The sequence below is a fragment of the Pelagibacterium sp. H642 genome, assembly GCF_031202855.1.
Classification (GTDB): domain Bacteria; phylum Pseudomonadota; class Alphaproteobacteria; order Rhizobiales; family Devosiaceae; genus Pelagibacterium.
The window spans coordinates 3,316,594-3,333,247 of sequence record NZ_CP101829.1; the positions used below are offsets into that span (position 1 = coordinate 3,316,594).

Consider the following 16,654-nt stretch of genomic DNA (forward strand, 5'->3'; position numbering starts at 1 on the left):
ACGCCCCGGGAATGGGTTCCCGGGGCGCCATAGTCGTGTGACCTGGAGATTATTCCTGGTCGGGCAGACGGTACACGTGGATCGCGTTACCACCCATGCGCGGCGAAGCCAGGCCGGGGGTCAGAGCCGCGTGAGTCTGGTTGGACTGACCGGAGGCAACGACCAGGTACTGAACGCCATCGACCTCGTAGGTCACCGGCGAACCACCGATCGGAGCAGCCAGGCGTTCCTGCCAGAGCACTTCACCGGTCTCGTCGTTCATCGCCTTGATGTAGCGGTCGGCGTCACCCACAAAGATCAGGCCGCCACCGGTGGCCAGGATCGAGGAGGTGAAGCGCGGACCCTGCTGGACTTCGAAGCCATCCGAACCATCAGCGGCATTGAGCGCGTGCAGAGCGCCAACGCCTTCCGCGCCCGGAGCCAGGCTTTCGCCGAAGGTCTGGAACAGACCCATGGACGTGCCGGGGGCAGCCTCTGCGAATTCACGCGCAGCGCTGGTCTGGCAGGTGTTGGCAGCCGGCAGATAGAACAGACCCGAATCGGGGCTGTAGGCGGTTGCCTGCCACAGACGACCACCAGGGATGGCCGGGCAGAAGGTGAACGACTCACCGAATTCGGTCGGGATGACCTCTTCGTTGAGGCTCACAGTGCCGGTTTCCGGATCGATGTCGGACACCACGTTCTGGTAGATGGTCTCTTCAGCCCAGATGAATTCGCCGGTCGCGGCGTCCAGGCCCCAGGTGATGCCGTTCTTGCCCGGAGTGGTGACGACCATCTTGCGGGTTTCACCGTTCACTTCTGCGTCGACGATCATACGCTCGAACGGGGAGTCCAAATCCCAGTTGTCGCGCGGCAGGTGCTGATAGTACCACACCAGTTCGCCCGTATCGGCTTCGAGAGCCAGGGTGGCGTTGGTGTAGAGCACGTCGCCGTCGCCGGTGCCGCGGGTGATTTCCGCGTAGGGGAGCGGAATGGCGGTGCCGAAGAAGGTCATGTCCAGTTCCGGATCGTACGAACCGGTGGCCCAGATGGAACCACCCCAGCGGTTTTCAGGCGGAACGCCGTTCCAGCTTGCATCCACGTCGGGGTTGTTGGGATCAGCCAACGTGTTGAAACGCCAGAGTTCCTCACCGTTGGTGGCATCGTGAGCGGTGATGTAGCAAGCGCCGGCGGTGCCCACGATGGAGCAGCCCGAAGTGCCGGTGAAGATCTTGCCATCAGCGATCAGCGGGCCGGCGGTGAAGCTGTAGCCCTTTTCCCAATCGTTGACCTGAACTTCCCATTCGACCTGACCGGTCAGGGCGTTCAGCGACACGAGCTTGGCGTCGACGGTGGTCAGAATGACGCTGTCCTCATAGAGGGCAACGGAGTTCTTCTGACGCATGGCCTGGTTGTTGTGGTAGCCGCCGGTGAATTCGGGGCGGCTGTGGGTGTAGGACCAGATCAGGTCGCCCGTAACCGCGTCGAGAGCTTCGACGTAGTTGTTGTTCGTGGCAACGAACATGATGCCGTCGTGAATGATCGGCACGACTTCCTGCTGGCCAGCTTCGCCCAGAGCCCAGCTCCAGACCGGTTCGAGATCGGCGACGTTGTCGCGGTTGATCTGATCAAGCGGGCTGTGGCCCCAGTTGTTGACCGTACGACGCCATTGCAGCCAGTCGGCCGGATTGGGATCAAGAAGCATCTCGTCGGTGACGGGGGTGTATTCACCCTCCCACTCGGAGACCTGGGTGACGATCGAAGGCGGCACGGCCTGGGCAGCAGGAGCCGCGGCTTCTTCAGCCGGAGCTTCTTCGGCCGCGGGCTCTTCAGCCGGAGCTTCTTCTGCTGCAGGCTCTTCAGCCGGAGCTTCCTCAGCGGCGGGCTCTTCGGCAGCCGCATCATCGCCAGCCGGGGCGGCCTCGATGGCGCGCGGGTCGATCTGAGCGAGGATTTCGGGATCTGCGGGGAGCTCTTCGGTGCCGATGGGGTAGCCGTTCTCGTTCAGCAGATATGCGACGATATCGGCGTATTGCTGAGCCGGCAGGCTGCCGGGAGCATTGGCCGGCATGGCCGACGAGATGAAGCTATAGAACAGGGAAGCGTCGGGGTAACCGGCGATCGATTCGACTATGTCCTGTCCGTGGCAGGTGGAGCACTGCTGGGCATAGGTTGTCGCACCGCGCGCGACCTGCTCCTCAGTGGTATATTCCTGAGAGAGAGCTGCTCCTCCGGCCAATGACGCAAGCGTCAAGGCGGTTCCAGAGAGCAGCAGGCGCATCGCGCCACGACCCTTCCGGTTGTTAAAGGCGTTGAGTTCGCCAGTCACTTTTCTTTCTCCTTCGTGAAAAGGTTATGTCTCCCAAGCAAGCACCGTCAAAATGGGGGTAACGAGGCTTGTGCAGCGAAATGCGCTCCATCCTGTCGCTTCGGCCATAGACCAACATGCGGCGGCGGAAGCTTCTTGGGTAAGCCTCCGAGAACACGCTAACATGACAGTTTGGACTTTGGCACCGCTGGCGCGCGTTTTCTATAGCCCAAAGCAAAAATATGATGATTGGACCCAGCCTGCTGGGGTTTTCGTTAACGCATTTTGGCGCTAACCGGAGGTGGTGAACAGAACGCGCCGGAGGTTGCCGATGAACCCCTTTATCGATTTTTCCTTCCAGCGCATCCTTTATCAAGCCGTCGCTGCGGTGGTGATCATCGCGACCCACGGGTTTTTTCTTGCGTTGGCGGCGCGGCTTCTGGGCGACAAAGGCCCCGAACATGACGGGCGGCTGAGCCTCAACCCGTTCAGCCATCTCGATCCGCTCGGCGGGCTGACCCTGGTGTTCACGCAATTCGGCTGGGTCAAGCCACTGGCGATCGAGCGGGAATCGCTGGCTGGACGCGCGGCAGGGCCGCTGCTGGTGGCATTGATCGCGCTCGCCGGATCGCTGGCGCTGGGTTGGTTGCTCTGGCAGATACGGCCCCTTGCCTATTCGGTTCTGACCGGTGGCGCGGTCGGGGTTACCGTCGTCGGGCTGCTCGAGATGACGGCACGGGTGTCGTTATCCTTCGTGCTGCTCAATCTCATCCCGATCTTGCCGCTGACGGCGGGGCACCTGCTGATCGGGATCGCGCCCAAAGCTGCCGAGGCGCTCAACCGCTTCAGGCTGCTTATCGGAGCGGCGATCGCCGCGTTGATTCTGTTGGGGCTGAGCAGCGGGCTGGGCGTGACGATGCTGGGGATTTCGAGCGCGTTCTACGGCTGATAACCGATCGATTCCGATTCACGGGTTCAAAGACGCGCGTAAGCATCCGACGGCCATAGCCTCGGTTGATGATGGACGGCATGGGGCGATGAACGCCTCGTGCTGTATTTGTTAGTATGAAGCTTCCATCGCCCCATGCGTCCGGGATTTTGGGCTTATGGCGGCTTCTCGGGCTGGGGGTTGTTGAGAGTTTTTAGTGGGTCGGTTGGTCGAACCGAAAAAGTGGGAACCACTTTTTCTGCCAACCTCCCGGCCGTCCCCTCGCTGCCCCTCCGGGTTTCCCCGGTGCGACGTGGGAGTGATTGGATTGGTAGTCCGCTCACACCTTTTATCCACATCCGGCCATCTGTCCGCTTTGGGCCTTCCCCACGGCGACCCGTGAGGAACCCGAACCGATCCCGCCCAAACGTTCGTAGCGCTTGCGTCCATATGCGCGGGGTCATGAGGGGACAATAGCGGCGGTTCGGAAAGCGGGGATAAGTTTTTGCGCCGAATGCGGCGTCAGCCGAAGCGGCTCCAGAGGTTTTCGAGAAGTTCGGGATTGCTCCAGAGCAGCCAGGCGCCGCCGACAAGCGCCAGGATGATGGCGATGCCGAACAGTTTGCGCATCATGGCAAAGACAAGCCACAGGACCACGAGGGCTGCCAGGGCGTAGATCAGGATGGTGGGGTTGTCGGTCGGAATGGGCGGACCTCCGGAATCAGTGCATGCCAAGTCTCTGACGCTTTCAGCAAACGTGGAAGCCACTCTGCTGAAAGCGCTATAGAAAACACATGACGCCCGGAGAGGGCGGCTTTTTCATGTCGGGCGTCCGTCGTGCCGTGCCCTCGAGGCTCCAGGCTCAGTCCAGAGCGGCACGATAGATGGAAAGAACGTCCTCGGTGCTCATGACGCGGGGATTGTTGTCCATGAGGCGTCGGATGGCGTGGGCTTCGTCGGCCCATTGCGGCAGCTCGTCGGCCGTGGCTCCGTGCCGGGCGAGAGCCATTTGGACGCCGAGATCGCGGCAATAGTCATGAGCGGCAGTCAGCACGGCCTGTGTGCCTTCATCGCCAGGAAGGCCGAGCCGGGCGAGAATCTCGCGGGTCTTTTCCGGCCGGGCAGGGGCGTTGAACGCGAGAACGTGAGGGAAGACAATGGCGTTGGCCAGGCCATGCGGCAGCTTGAGGCGCGTGCCGAGCGGGTAGGCCAAAGCGTGTCCGGCGGCGGTGTTGACGGGACCGAGGCAGATGCCACCATAGTAGGAGGCGAGCATCATGCCGGCTCGCGCCTCGACATCTGCGCCATCGGCGACGGCCCGCTTGAGGTATCGCCCAACCAGTTCGATGCCCAGCCTTGCATAACCATCGATAAGCGGGTGCGCCTTTACGTTGGTGAAGGCTTCCACGCAATGGGCCAGGGCGTCGATGCCCGTCGCGGCGGTAACGGGGGCAGGAACCGAATAGGTAAGCTCGGGGTCGAGCACCGCCATGTCGGCCAGCATGTGCTCGCTTTCCACGGCCAGCTTGGCGAGCGTTTCCGGATCTGTGACCAGCGCGCGGGTGCCCGCTTCCGAGCCGGTGCCCGATGTGGTGGGAACCTGGACCAGACCAGTGCGGCGGCCCTTCACCTTGCCGACCCCGACCACCTCGGAGACCGTCTGCTCGCTGTCCCAGAGCACGGCGACGAGCTTGGCGACGTCCATGGCCGATCCGCCGCCCAGACCGATCACCAGATCGGGCTTGAAGGCCCGCGCCGCATCGAGCACGGCTTCGACCGATGGCAGATCCGGCTCGGGCGGCAGGTCGATATAGGTCTCGACGGTTCCACTGAGCCCGATGCGATCGACAAAGGGCGCGGTTGGCGCCATGGCGACGACGAAGACGCGGTCGTAACGGTTGGCGAAGGCCCCGAGCCGTGCGATCGCGCCGGCCCCGATCTCCAGTTTGGCCGGCTGCGCTATGGTGATCGGCCGGGCCATTGAAAGGACAGGCTCAGTCATTGTCGATAGCCTCGAGTTCCACCATCTGACCCCAGACCGTTTCGATCTCGCCGGGGGCGAGTTCGACCAGGGGCGGGCGCACGCGGGCCCAGCCATCATGGTTCCGCCGCCGGGCGAGCATCGCTTTTACGGTGGGCAGTTGCACATAAGCGTTGGAGAGATTGCGCCAGGCATCGATCCGCTCCTGAGCACGATCCACCGCGTCGGTCCGGGCCGGATCGAACCAGTTGTCGAAAACGAAGCGCAGATGATGGGCGATGAGGTTCGAGCTTGACGTGATGCAACCGGCGCCACCGGAGCGGAGCAGGGGCAGCATGAACGGATCGGCTCCCGAGAAGACGGAGAAATCGCGGAACGTGCTGGCAAAACCCTGCATGCTCTCGAGCTTGCCCGAGCTGTCCTTGATACCCACGACGATACCGGGGAAATGCTCGACCAGACGGGCAACCAAATCCATCGACAGCCCGACCTGGGCGATGGGCGGGATGTGATAGAGGACGATCCGCAGATCGTTGCTGCCCACCTTTTCGATGAGTTCGGCATAAAAGCGGAACAGGCCTTCATCGCTCACGCCTTTGTAATAGAAGGGCGGCAGCACAACGCAGGCAGCAACACCGCTTTCGACCGCATGCCGGGTGAGGGTCACGCTATCGGCGACATTCGTCTGCGAGGTTCCCGGCATGAGGCGCTTGGGAGTAACGCCCGCGGCGATGAGGTCGTCGAGCAGGGCCTGCCGCTGGGTGATGGAAAATGAATTGGCCTCCCCGGTGGTGCCCAGCAGCGCAATGCCGTCGCAGCCTTCCTCGAGCAGCGCCTTGCAGTGACTGGCAAAGACGGAGTGATCGGGCTCGCCATTTTCGAGAATGGGCGTGGCGGCGGCGCAGAACACGCCGCTGATGGGAAGGTCGCGGGCAGGGTTCATCGTGCTCTCCCGGCTGCCAGCTTGCGCGCATAAGCTATGGCGGCGTTCATGTTGGTGTGATTGGCCTTGCCGGTGCCGGCGATGTCGAAGGCCGTGCCGTGATCGACGGACGTGCGGTCGATGGGCAGGCCGAGCGAGACATTGACCGCCGTATCGAAGGCGACCAGCTTTATGGGGATATGGCCCTGGTCGTGATATTGCGCGACCACAAGATCGAAGGCGCCGTTATAGGCGCGGTGGTAGACTGTATCCGCCGAGATGGGGCCGGCCACATCGATCCCCTCGGCTCGCGCCATCTCGATGGCCGGGACGATCTGTTCGTCATCTTCGGTTCCGAACAGGCCGTTCTCGCCGCAATGGGGGTTGATCCCGGCCACCGCGATGCGCGGCTTTTCGTAGCCGATGCGCTTGAGGTGATCATGGCCCGCGCGGATGGTGGCGAGGATGCGTTCGGGCGTCGCCCGGTCGATCGCCGTCTTGAGCGAAACATGGGTCGAGACGTGGATCACCTTGAGCCGCTCGGACGCCAGCAGCATGAAGGCCGAGCGCTGACCGGTCAGCGCGGCCAGCATGCCGGTATGGCCGTCATAGTGATGCCCGGCTAGGTTGAGCGCTTCCTTGTTGATCGGCGCGGTCACGATGCAGCCGATCTCGCCGGTGCTCGCGTCCGAGACGGCGCTGGCAATGAAGCGGTAGGCGGCATCGCCGGCGCGCGCATCGAGCTTGCCCCAGGGCAGAACGCCCCCATCGATCTCGATATCGGCGACCAGCGGATCGAGATCGAGCGAAAGCCCCGAGCTTACGAGAGCTTTTTCCAAAGTCTGGCGGTGACCGTAGATGCGGGTGCGCGCCCGGTCGGCCTCGCTCATCTCGGCGATGGCCCTGACGGTGATTTCCGGCCCGACGCCCGCCGGGTCGCCCATTGTGATGCCGATCGTATCGCTCACGCTTCTTCTCCGTCGATCCAGCCCTTGGGGAGGCGGACATATTTGATTGCACGCCGGAAGTAGGTGTAGGCGAGGTGAAGCGCGCCATCATCTCCTTCGAGCAGATAAGGGTAGGACAGCTCCTTGTTGCGGCCGTCTTCCGAATTGTTGGAAAGGCACGTACCGGGGCTGTCGTCGACGATCCGGCGCTGGGGGAAGGTCCGGCCCTCGTCGGTCGAAATGCACAGGGTCAGCGGGGCGCGCGGCACGCCCCAGATCGGCTCGCAGCCGCCGGTGGCGTCGGGCCGGTCGTCGCCCTCCTCGATTTCGTCGTAGAGCGAGGCGCGCCGGTCCGTCGAGGTCGCCGCCGAAACGGGATTGCAGATCATGGCAAGGCGGCCGTCGGCGAGCCGGACCACGTTGATCGAGGAGTTGTTGTTGGGCACGTCCGTGGGCTTGGGGGGCGACCAGGTCACCCCGCCATCTTCGCTGACCGAACGGTGGACGAAATCGGACTGCCGACGGCGATAGAAGGCGACCATGCGCTCGCCATCGAGCGGAACGATGGTCATGTGCACCGAGCCGATGGAGCCCGGCACCTCCTGGAGCGACCATGTTTTTCCGTCGTCATGGCTCACTCCGACGGCCGCCGTGTCGTGGCTGCCCGTCCAGCGTTGGCCGGGACGGGAAACGCAACGGAAGATCGGCATCATCCATGCCCCGTCCGTCCGGCGCACGAAGCGCCCGCGGATGAAGCAGCCGAGCGGCAGATCGATGGTGCGCGGCGCATCGGCGATCAGGTGTCCGCCGGTCAGCGAGATATTGCGCGCGCGCAGCAGGCATTCGTCCTGATTGCCGGCGGGTTGGGCGGTGTGGAAGAGCTGCCAGCCGCTCCTGTTATGGGTGAGCACGGGGTTCTGCTCGGAACGATCGGGGTCGTCGGAAAGCTGAATCGGGGCGCTCCATTGATCGGCACCGGGCGCGAGCGTGCTGCCGAAGATCGAGATATCCGATTTGCCTTCCAGCGTTCCACCGAACCAGAGGCAGGCAAGCGTCCCGTCATCCAGGCGCTCGATGAACGCGGCGTGATTCTGAACCATGGGCGAGGGCAAGAACGCCTCCAGGCGGCCCGATTTTCCTGGGGTCAGCCGCCCTGTCATGGCTGTGGCAATATCGTCCGGAGACATGGTCCCTCCCACTTCGCGTTGCCTTTACCTTCATCGCGATAACCATGTTGTCAAGTTATTCGTGTTACGGAATTTGTAAGAAGAATTTTCATATATAAAAAAATAGAAATAAAAACAAAAAGATAGATAGGAAAAAATCTCGGTTCGTGATGACATTTCGAATTTTGGTTTGACAACTATGGCGCCAGAATTGGATAGTGGTGCGGGTTCGGCTGTCGAGCCGGGTCACGTTATCGCCGCTGGGCGCTCGGGCAGCGCCGTCCAGCCGCTACAGGACGCTGCCAAGGGAGGAAGCATTGACTCTGAGATATCTGATTGCCGGCGCTTTGCTTGCGTCGACCGCCGTGAGCCCCGCGCTTGCGCAGGACAATACCGACATCACCGTGGTGCTCAGCGAGGAGCTCGATCTTGTCGAGCCCTGCATGGCGACCCGTTCCAACATCGGCCGCGTCATCATGCAGAATATCAGCGAGACGCTCACCCAGCTCGACGTGCGGGGCGATGCGGGGCTGATGCCAAGGCTGGCTGAAAGCTGGGAAGATCTCGGGGAGGGCACCTGGCGCTTCAACCTGCGCCCGGACGTCTCGTTCTCGGACGGCACGAGCTTTGATGCCGCCGACGTGGAACACTCCTTTGCGCGTGTGTTCTCCGATCAGATCACCTGCGAGAGTGCCCGCTATTTCGCCGATACCGAACTCAGCTTCGAGGTCGTCGATGACCTGACGATCGATATCACGGCCGAGCCGGCCCAGCCGATCCTGCCGCTGCTGATGACGCTGGTGACCATCGTGCCGTCGGAAACGCCGATGGAGTTTGTCGACGAACCGATCGGTACCGGACCTTACGTGCTTTCCGATCGGGCTATCGGCCAATACATCCAGCTTGATCGCCGCGACGACTATTGGGGCGAGCAGCCGGAGGTGACCTCGGCCCGCTACGTCTTCCGCAGCGAGGCTGCCGTGCGCGCCGCCATGGTGGAAACCGGCGAGGCCGATATAGCGCCCCAGATCACCGAACTCGAAGCCACTAACCCGGCGACCGACTTCAGCTATCCCAATTCCGAAACCGTCTATCTGCGCATCGATAGCGCCGACGCGCCCACCAGCGATCTTCGCGTCCGCCAGGCGCTGAACCATGCGATCGATCGCGAGGCGTTCATCGGAACGCTTTTGGCCGAAGGCACCGACCTTGCCGTGGCCATCGTTCCGCCGACCACGCTCGGCTGGAACGGCGATCTCGAGCCGCATGCCTTCGATCCCGACCTGGCACGCCAGCTTCTGGCTGAAGCGGAGGCCGATGGGGTGGATGTGAGCCTACCCATCGAGATCATCGCGCGAACCGAGAACTTCCCCAATGTGGCCGAAGTGGCCGAAGCGCTGACCCAGATGCTGACCGATGTCGGGTTCAACGCGACCCTGCGCATGGTGGAAGTGGCCGAGCACGAGCAGTATTACTCCAAGCCCTATCCGGAAAGCGAAGGCACGCGCCTGATCCTTGCCCAGCACGATAACAGCCGCGGTGATCCGGTGTTTTCGGCCTTCTTCAAATATCACAGCGAAGGCACCCAGTCGGGCATTGCCGATCCAGAGGTGGATGACCTGATCGAACGCGCAACGGCCGCGACCGGAGACGAGCGTTCCGCGCTCTGGTCCGAGCTCTTCGCGGTGGTCCATGACGAGCTTTATGCCGACGTGCTCCTGTTCCACATGGTCGGGCACAGCCGGGTGAGCGAACGGTTGGATTTCCGTCCCACCATTGCCACCAACTCGCAGCTCCAGCTTTCCGAGATCGGCTTCAACTAAAGCCCTGACGAAACATGGACGGGCGGCGCCGGAGAGCCGGCGCCGCCCCTTTCGAAACGGATCGGTGACACCCATGATCAAACTGGTCGGCCAGAGAGCGATTGCCAGCTTCTTTTCGCTGATTGTCCTCATGGTGATGGTCTTCTTTCTCTCGCGCCTCACGGGCGATCCGGCGGCGCTGTTTCTTCCCATCGATGCGACCGAGGAAATGAAGCAGCAGTTCCGCGCGCTTCACGGATTGGATCGTCCGGTCATCGAGCAGTTCGGCATGTATGTCATGGACGTGCTCCGGCTCGATCTCGGGGAGTCGTTGCGCCAGGCCCGGCCGGCCATCGATGTGGTGCTGGAGGCCTATGCCTGGACGCTGCCGCTGGCCCTGATCACCATGACCTTGGTGGTCGCCGCCGCCATCGTTCTGGGCGCCATCGCCGCCTTCAATGTGGGCGGCATCATCGATCGTGGCATTTCGGTCGTTTCGCTGATCGGGGCTTCGGCGCCCGATTTCTGGATCGCCATTGTCGCCATCGTGCTTTTCGCTATCAATCTGGGCTGGCTGCCCACATCGGGGGTGGGAACGCCCTGGCACTGGATCATGCCCGTCGCGGTGCTGTTCATCCGCCCCTTCGGGCTGATCGTGCAGGTGGTGCGGGGCTCCATGCTGTCCGCGCTTGCGGCTCCCTACGTCAAGACGGCGCGTGCCAAGGGCGTCAAGAACCGCCCCATCATCTTCGTACACACCCTGCGCAACGCCATGCTGCCGGTCATCACCGTGATCGGCGATCAGGCGGCGGCGCTGCTCAACGGCGCGGTGATCGTGGAAACGATCTTCGGATTTCCCGGCGTCGGCAAGCTGATGATCGATTCCATCCTGCAGCGCGATTTCAACGTGGTCATGGCCGCAATCCTCGTCACCGCCATCGCCATCTTCATCATGAACATCCTGATCGACATCGCCTATTCGATCCTCGATCCGCGCATCCGGCAGTAAGGAGCGCCCCGATGACCGACACATCTCTCACGTCAGCTTCGCCTGCCAAGCCCTCGGGCAAGGGCAGGGCGCTTCTTTCCATGCTGTGGAGGGACAAGCTGGCCTTTGCTTCGGCGGTGGTGCTGCTCATCATCATCGCCTGCGCGGTTTTCGGCCCGCCGCTCCTCGGAGAGCTGGCGACCGACCAGAACCTGCGCGGACGCAACAGCCCGCCGTTCGATCTCTCGCGCGGCTGGATTTTCGTGCTCGGCGGCGACACGCTGGGCCGGCCGATGCTGGCCCGGCTGATCGTCGCGGCGCAAAGCACGATGATGGTTGCCGCCGGCGCCGTGCTTTCCGCCCTGGCGGTGGGGGCGCTGTTCGGGCTGATCGCCGGCTATATGGGCAAGACGGTATCGCAGGTCATCATGCGGCTTGCGGACGTCATCATGTCCTTCCCCTCACTGCTGCTTGCCGTTGTGGTGCTCTATGTTCTGGGTCCCTCGATCCCCAACATGATCCTGGTGCTCGCCATCACCCGCATTCCCATCTATCTGCGCACCACGCGCGCCGAAGTACTCGAAGTGCGCGAACGCATGTTCGTGCAGGCGGCGGTGGTGATGGGCGCCTCCCACTGGCGCATCATTTTCCGCCATATCCTGCCGATCATCGCCCCGACGCTGATTACCATCGCGACGCTTGATTTCGCCTTCGTCATGCTGGCCGAATCCTCGCTCTCGTTCCTGGGTATCGGCATTCAGCCGCCCAACATCACCTGGGGCCTGATGGTCAGCCAGGGGCGGCCCTATCTCAACTCGGCCTGGTGGCTGGCCTTCTGGCCGGGACTGATGATCGTCATCACCGCCTTGGCGCTCAACCTGCTCTCCAACTGGATGCGTATCGCGCTCGATCCGGCCCAGCGCTGGCGCCTTGAAAGCCGAAAGGACAGGACATGACCCAAGCCCTGCTCGCCGTCCGCAACCTCTCGGTGGATTTTTACACCGCGCGCGGGACGGTGCATGCCGTGCGCAATGTCTCCTGGTCGGTGGATCGCGGAGAGACGCTGGCCATCCTCGGAGAGAGCGGATCGGGCAAATCGGTGTCCGCGTCGGCGGTCATGAACCTGCTCGATATCCCGCCTGCCGAGGTGGTGAGCGGGGAGGTGATGTTCGAGGGCAAGGACCTGCTCAAGGTAAGCTATGAGGAGCACCGGGCGCTCAATGGCAAGCGGATCGCGATGATCTTCCAGGATCCGCTGGGACACCTCAATCCGGTCTATACGGTGGGTTGGCAAATCATCGAAATGATGACGGCCCATGGCCGTCCGCTCGAGATGGCTCGCGCGCGGGCACTGGAACTGGTGACGCGGGTGGGACTGCCCGAACCGGAAAAGGCGCTGAGGAAATATCCGCACGAATTTTCCGGCGGACAGCGCCAACGCTTGATGATCGCCATGGCGCTGATGCTCAAGCCCGACATCTTGATCGCCGACGAGCCCACCACGGCGCTCGATGTCACGATACAGGCCGAGGTGCTGACGCTGCTCAAGGAGTTGCAGGCCGAAACAGGCATGGGGCTCGTGCTCATCACCCACGATCTGGGCGTGGTCGCCGAAATCGCGGACCGGGTGATCGTGATGAACGAGGGGGAGATCGTCGAGCGGGGAACTGCCCGCGAGGTTTATCACAATCCCCAGCACCCCTATACCCGCAAGCTTATCGGCGCCGCGCCGGGCAAGGGCGAGATCAAGCAACCGGCAAAAGAGGCGCCGGTTCTGCTCAAGGTGACCGATCTTGCCAAAACCTATGGCAATTTCACGGCGCTGAACGGGGTATCCTTTTCGCTGGCGCGCGGGCAAAGCCTTGCCGTGGTCGGCGAGAGCGGGTCGGGCAAATCGACCCTGGCGCGCACCATTCTGCGCCTCGAAAAAGCCGATAGCGGGAAGGCGTTGTGGAAGGGCAGGGACCTCATCACCATGCCGGCACGCGAATTGCTCGGCGTGCGCCGTGACATCCAGATGGTGTTTCAGGACCCCACGCAGTCGCTCAATCCGCGCATGTCGGTCTATCAGCTCATATCCGAGGCCTGGGACATTCACCGCTTGATGCCGGACCGCAAGGCGCGTCGCGCCCGGGTGGCCGAACTGCTCGAACAGGTCGGCCTGTTACCTGAGCACGCCCACCGTTATCCGCATCAATTTTCCGGCGGCCAACGCCAACGCATCGCCATCGCCCGGGCACTCGCTTTCGAACCCGAGTTGATTATCTGTGACGAGGCGGTGTCCGCCCTCGACGTTTCGGTCCAGGCCCAGGTGATGGCGCTGCTCGACGGTTTGCGGGAAAAGCTCGGCATCTCCTATCTCTTCATCGCCCATGATCTTGGCGTTGTGCGGGATTTCGCCGATATGGTGCTGGTGATGAAATCGGGGGAGATCGTGGAACGCGGTCCCACCGAGCAGGTCTTCAACGCCCCGCGGCACCCCTATACGCAAAAGCTCCTGGCGGCCAATCTCGACCCCGATCCGGATGTCCAGGCCCAACGGCGGCTCGCGGCGGCCACTCCCGCATGACGGAACTGGCGATCATCGCTGACGATCTCTCGGGCGCGCTGGATTCAGCCGCGCCCTTCGCCGCGCGCGGCCATCACACGATTGTCGCCCTTTCGCCAGCGGCTTTGGGAAAGGTCAACGACACGGGCGCCAGTGTCGTCGCGGTCTCCACCGATAGCCGCGACGTCGCACCCGCAGAGGCGCGCGAAAGGACAGCGGCGGCGTGGCTGGCGTTTCCAGAGGGCACTAAGGCCTTCAAGAAGATCGACTCGCGCCTCAAGGGCAATCTGGTGACCGAACTCGATGCGCTCACCTTCAGCAAGGCGCTCGTCGTTCCCGCCATTCCGGCCTTCGGGCGCTGGGTGCGCGATGGTAAGCTGGGCGGGTTTGGCGTCGATGCACCCATCGACGTCGCCGGCCGCCTGGGCCATCATGCTGCGCGCGCGATCATTCCCGATGCCGCAACGCAGGACGATATCCATGCCGCTTTACAACGAGGCGGCTACGATCTGCTTGTCGGCGCGAGGGCGCTCGCTGAAGCGCAGGCTGAGCGCATGGGGATTGGAGGCCGGGGCGCGGGCAAGGTCGTGCATCGTGGACCGGTCCTGGTGGTGATCGGATCGACGGACCCCATCACGCTCGAACAGGTCGACCATCTGCGTCGGGCTTTTCCGGATATCGCCTATTTTCCCGCACCCAATGGCGTGGTGCCCGATGGGGCGAGGTTGAGTGACGCGATCACCGTCATCCAAGCGACGCCTGGGTCGCAGCGAGCCGATGCGGGCACAGTCTCGGAAAATCTCGCAAGGGCCGTCGCGACGCTCGATCCACCGGACAATGCATTGCTCGTCGTTTCCGGCGGTGCGACGGCTCAGGCCGTGCTCGATTTCATCGGCATCGATCTGCTTGAGGTGCTCGGTGAAGTGGTGCCGGGGCTTCCACTTGCCGATGCCGGCCGCTTCAAGCTAATCACCAAATCCGGCGGCTTCGGCGGGCCGGATGCATTTGTGGATGTTCTCAACCTTCAGGGTGCGGGAACCATGGTAGGTGGCGCATGACTTTATCGAATGGTCTTAACGTTCGCCGCACCCTTTCGGATACGGTGTTCGAGCGTATCCAAAAGGCGATCAAATCGGGGGCTTATGGCGTGGATGAACGCCTGCCGACCGAGCATGCCCTTGCCGCCGAGTTCCAGGTTTCCCGGCCGGTGATCCGAGACGCATTGCAGCGGCTGCGCGATCAGGGCCTGATCTATTCCCGTCGCGGCGCGGGGAGCTTCGTGCGCGAGCAGGGCATTCGCGAGCCCTTGGGGTTCGGGCAGATGGAAAACCTGTCGGACCTGCAGCATTGCTATGACTTCCGTCTCACAATAGAGCCCGAGGCCGCCGCCATGGCTGCCGAGCGGCGCACCGAAGAGGCGCTGGGCAAGATCAGGACGGCGCTGAGCCTTCTGCGTGACGCGACCAATCGCCGGGCCCACCGGGTCGACGCAGATTTCATGTTCCACCTCAGCATCGCCCAGGCGTCGGCCAATCCGTACTTCGCGACCGCCATGCAGGCGCTCGAAGATCACATCGCCGTCGGCATGCGATTCCACGGCCTGTCGCTCAAGAGCACCAATGACGGGCTGGAGCACGTATTCGTGGAGCACACGGCGGTCTATGAAGCCATTTCCAACCGCGACGCCGCCCGTGCACGGAACCAGATGCGCCAGCACATCGCGGGCTCGCGGGATCGTCTTTTGTCCCCACGTGGCACGACTGCTATTTGACGGGTGGTCGCCGCGCTAGGCTCTGCCGGCCCTACTGAAACAGTGACGGCAGCCAGAGGGCCGTAGCGGGAATGTAGCTGACGATCAGAAGGACGGCGATCGCGGCGAAGTAGAAGGGCCAGATCGATTTTATCGCGTCCCAGATGCGGATACCGCCCACGGCACAGCCAACGAACAGGACCGATCCCACGGGCGGGGTGCATAGCCCAATGCCCAGGTTCAGAACCATGATCACCCCGAAATGGACCGGATCGACGCCATAGGCGACGGCGACAGGCAGGAAGATGGGGGTGGTGATGATGATCAGGGGCGACATGTCCATGAAAGTGCCCAGGAACAGCAGCAGCACGTTGATGAGCAGGAGGACGATGATGGGATTGTCCGAAATCGCCTGCATGAATTCGATCAGGTGGGTGGGGACACGCGTGTAGGCGAGGAGCCAGCCGAAGGTTGCGGCGCTGCCGATGACGAGCAGCACCATGGCAGTGGTGCGGACGGCGCCGAGGGTGGCGGCGACGAAGTCGTGCCAGCTCATGGAGCGGTAGATCAGCAGCGTCACGAGGAACGCGTAGATGATGGCGATGCACGAGCTTTCGGTGGCGGTGAAAACACCCGAGCGCACGCCGCCGAAGATGATGCCGATGAGGATCAGGCCGGGGATGGCGGCGAGGAGCAGTTGCAGCACCACGCGCAGGCCGGCGAATTTTTCCGTTGGATAGCCGCGGCGGACGGCGACGACATAAGCGGTGGACATCAGCGCGATCGTCAGCAGCAGGCCGGGAATAATGCCGGCGGTGAAGAGGTCTGCGATCGAAATGCGGCCGCCCGCCGAGATGGAATAGATGATCATGTTGTGAGAAGGCGGGATCATCAGTGCGATCACGGCCGAGGTGACGGTAATGTTGACGGCGTAATCGACGCCGTAGCCGCGTTGTTTCATCTGCGGAATCATCAATCCGCCAATGGCTGAAGCGTCGGCGATGGCCGAGCCGGAAATGCCGCCGAACATGGTCGAGGCGGCGATGTTGACCTGACCCAGCCCACCACGCAGATGCCCGACAAGCGAGCCAGCCAGCGCCACTAATCGTGCCGCGATGCCGCCGCGCACCATCAGATCCCCGGCGTAGATGAAGAAGGGGATGGCCATCAGCGAATAGACCGAGACGCCCGAATGGAGGCGCTGGAAGACGACAACGGGCGGCAAGCCCATGAAAAGGATAGTGGCGAAGGAGGCAACGCCTAAGCAAAAGGCGATGGGAGTGCCGATCAGGAGCAGGACGACGAAGGTACCGAAGAGGACGAGCAATTCCATCG

At 62.8% G+C, this 16,654-nt stretch carries 14 protein-coding genes; 7 read left to right on the plus strand and 7 right to left on the minus strand.

Annotated features, from left to right (window positions below):
- Nucleotides 1–49: 49 nt before the first annotated feature.
- On the minus strand, nucleotides 50–2,308 hold the full coding sequence (locus NO934_RS16575; RefSeq protein ID WP_309161093.1) for a PQQ-binding-like beta-propeller repeat protein: 2,259 nt from the start codon (nucleotides 2,306–2,308) through the stop codon (nucleotides 50–52).
- Between the two features lie 310 nt (nucleotides 2,309–2,618).
- Here NO934_RS16575 and NO934_RS16580 point away from each other — a divergent pair, with 310 nt between their 5' ends.
- On the plus strand, nucleotides 2,619–3,236 hold the full coding sequence (locus NO934_RS16580) for a hypothetical protein (protein WP_309161094.1): 618 nt from the start codon (nucleotides 2,619–2,621) through the stop codon (nucleotides 3,234–3,236).
- A gap of 501 nt (nucleotides 3,237–3,737) precedes the next feature.
- On the opposite strand, the gene NO934_RS16585 is transcribed toward NO934_RS16580, so the two are convergent.
- The 5 genes from NO934_RS16585 to NO934_RS16605 all read right to left on the minus strand — a co-directional run bounded on the left by NO934_RS16585 (nucleotide 3,738) and on the right by NO934_RS16605 (nucleotide 8,252).
- On the minus strand, nucleotides 3,738–3,950 hold the full coding sequence (locus NO934_RS16585; protein WP_309161095.1) for a hypothetical protein: 213 nt from the start codon (nucleotides 3,948–3,950) through the stop codon (nucleotides 3,738–3,740).
- 127 nt (nucleotides 3,951–4,077) lie between these two features.
- Nucleotides 4,078–5,217, minus strand: a complete 1,140-nt coding sequence (locus tag NO934_RS16590; RefSeq protein WP_309161096.1) for an iron-containing alcohol dehydrogenase — start codon at nucleotides 5,215–5,217, stop codon at nucleotides 4,078–4,080.
- Nucleotides 5,210–6,139 (minus strand): dihydrodipicolinate synthase family protein, encoded by a 930-nt coding sequence (locus NO934_RS16595; RefSeq protein ID WP_309161097.1) that lies wholly within the window; start codon nucleotides 6,137–6,139, stop codon nucleotides 5,210–5,212. The genes NO934_RS16590 and NO934_RS16595 overlap by 8 nt, the downstream gene beginning before the upstream one ends.
- Entirely contained in the window at nucleotides 6,136–7,086 is a 951-nt protein-coding gene (gene pdxA, locus NO934_RS16600) for a 4-hydroxythreonine-4-phosphate dehydrogenase PdxA (RefSeq protein WP_309161098.1), read from the minus strand. Before pdxA ends, NO934_RS16595 begins: the two co-directional genes overlap by 4 nt.
- Nucleotides 7,083–8,252: an exo-alpha-sialidase gene (locus NO934_RS16605; RefSeq protein ID WP_309161099.1), complete on the minus strand. Its 1,170-nt coding sequence runs from the start codon at nucleotides 8,250–8,252 to the stop codon at nucleotides 7,083–7,085. Before NO934_RS16605 ends, pdxA begins: the two co-directional genes overlap by 4 nt.
- Before the next feature lie 296 nt (nucleotides 8,253–8,548).
- Between NO934_RS16605 and NO934_RS16610 the strand changes: the two genes are divergently transcribed.
- From NO934_RS16610 to NO934_RS16635, 6 genes are all read left to right on the plus strand, one after another.
- Nucleotides 8,549–10,054 carry an ABC transporter substrate-binding protein gene (locus NO934_RS16610; RefSeq protein WP_309161100.1) on the plus strand — a complete coding sequence of 502 codons (1,506 nt, stop codon included), beginning with the start codon at nucleotides 8,549–8,551 and terminating at the stop codon, nucleotides 10,052–10,054.
- Between the two features lie 73 nt (nucleotides 10,055–10,127).
- Nucleotides 10,128–11,042, plus strand: a complete 915-nt coding sequence (locus NO934_RS16615) for an ABC transporter permease (RefSeq protein WP_309161101.1) — start codon at nucleotides 10,128–10,130, stop codon at nucleotides 11,040–11,042.
- Between the two features lie 11 nt (nucleotides 11,043–11,053).
- Complete coding sequence (locus tag NO934_RS16620; protein ID WP_309161102.1) at nucleotides 11,054–11,977, plus strand: ABC transporter permease; 924 nt, start codon at nucleotides 11,054–11,056, stop codon at nucleotides 11,975–11,977.
- Nucleotides 11,974–13,590 (plus strand): ABC transporter ATP-binding protein, encoded by a 1,617-nt coding sequence (locus tag NO934_RS16625; protein ID WP_309161103.1) that lies wholly within the window; start codon nucleotides 11,974–11,976, stop codon nucleotides 13,588–13,590. The genes NO934_RS16620 and NO934_RS16625 overlap by 4 nt, the downstream gene beginning before the upstream one ends.
- Entirely contained in the window at nucleotides 13,587–14,627 is a 1,041-nt protein-coding gene (locus NO934_RS16630) for a four-carbon acid sugar kinase family protein (protein WP_309161104.1), read from the plus strand. Before NO934_RS16625 ends, NO934_RS16630 begins: the two co-directional genes overlap by 4 nt.
- Complete coding sequence (locus NO934_RS16635) at nucleotides 14,624–15,340, plus strand: FadR/GntR family transcriptional regulator (protein ID WP_309161105.1); 717 nt, start codon at nucleotides 14,624–14,626, stop codon at nucleotides 15,338–15,340. The genes NO934_RS16630 and NO934_RS16635 overlap by 4 nt, the downstream gene beginning before the upstream one ends.
- A 31-nt stretch (nucleotides 15,341–15,371) precedes the next feature.
- Here the strand turns inward: NO934_RS16635 and NO934_RS16640 are convergent, their stop codons facing one another.
- Nucleotides 15,372–16,652 carry a TRAP transporter large permease gene (locus NO934_RS16640; protein WP_309161106.1) on the minus strand — a complete coding sequence of 427 codons (1,281 nt, stop codon included), beginning with the start codon at nucleotides 16,650–16,652 and terminating at the stop codon, nucleotides 15,372–15,374.
- Between the last annotated feature and the right edge of the window lie 2 nt (nucleotides 16,653–16,654).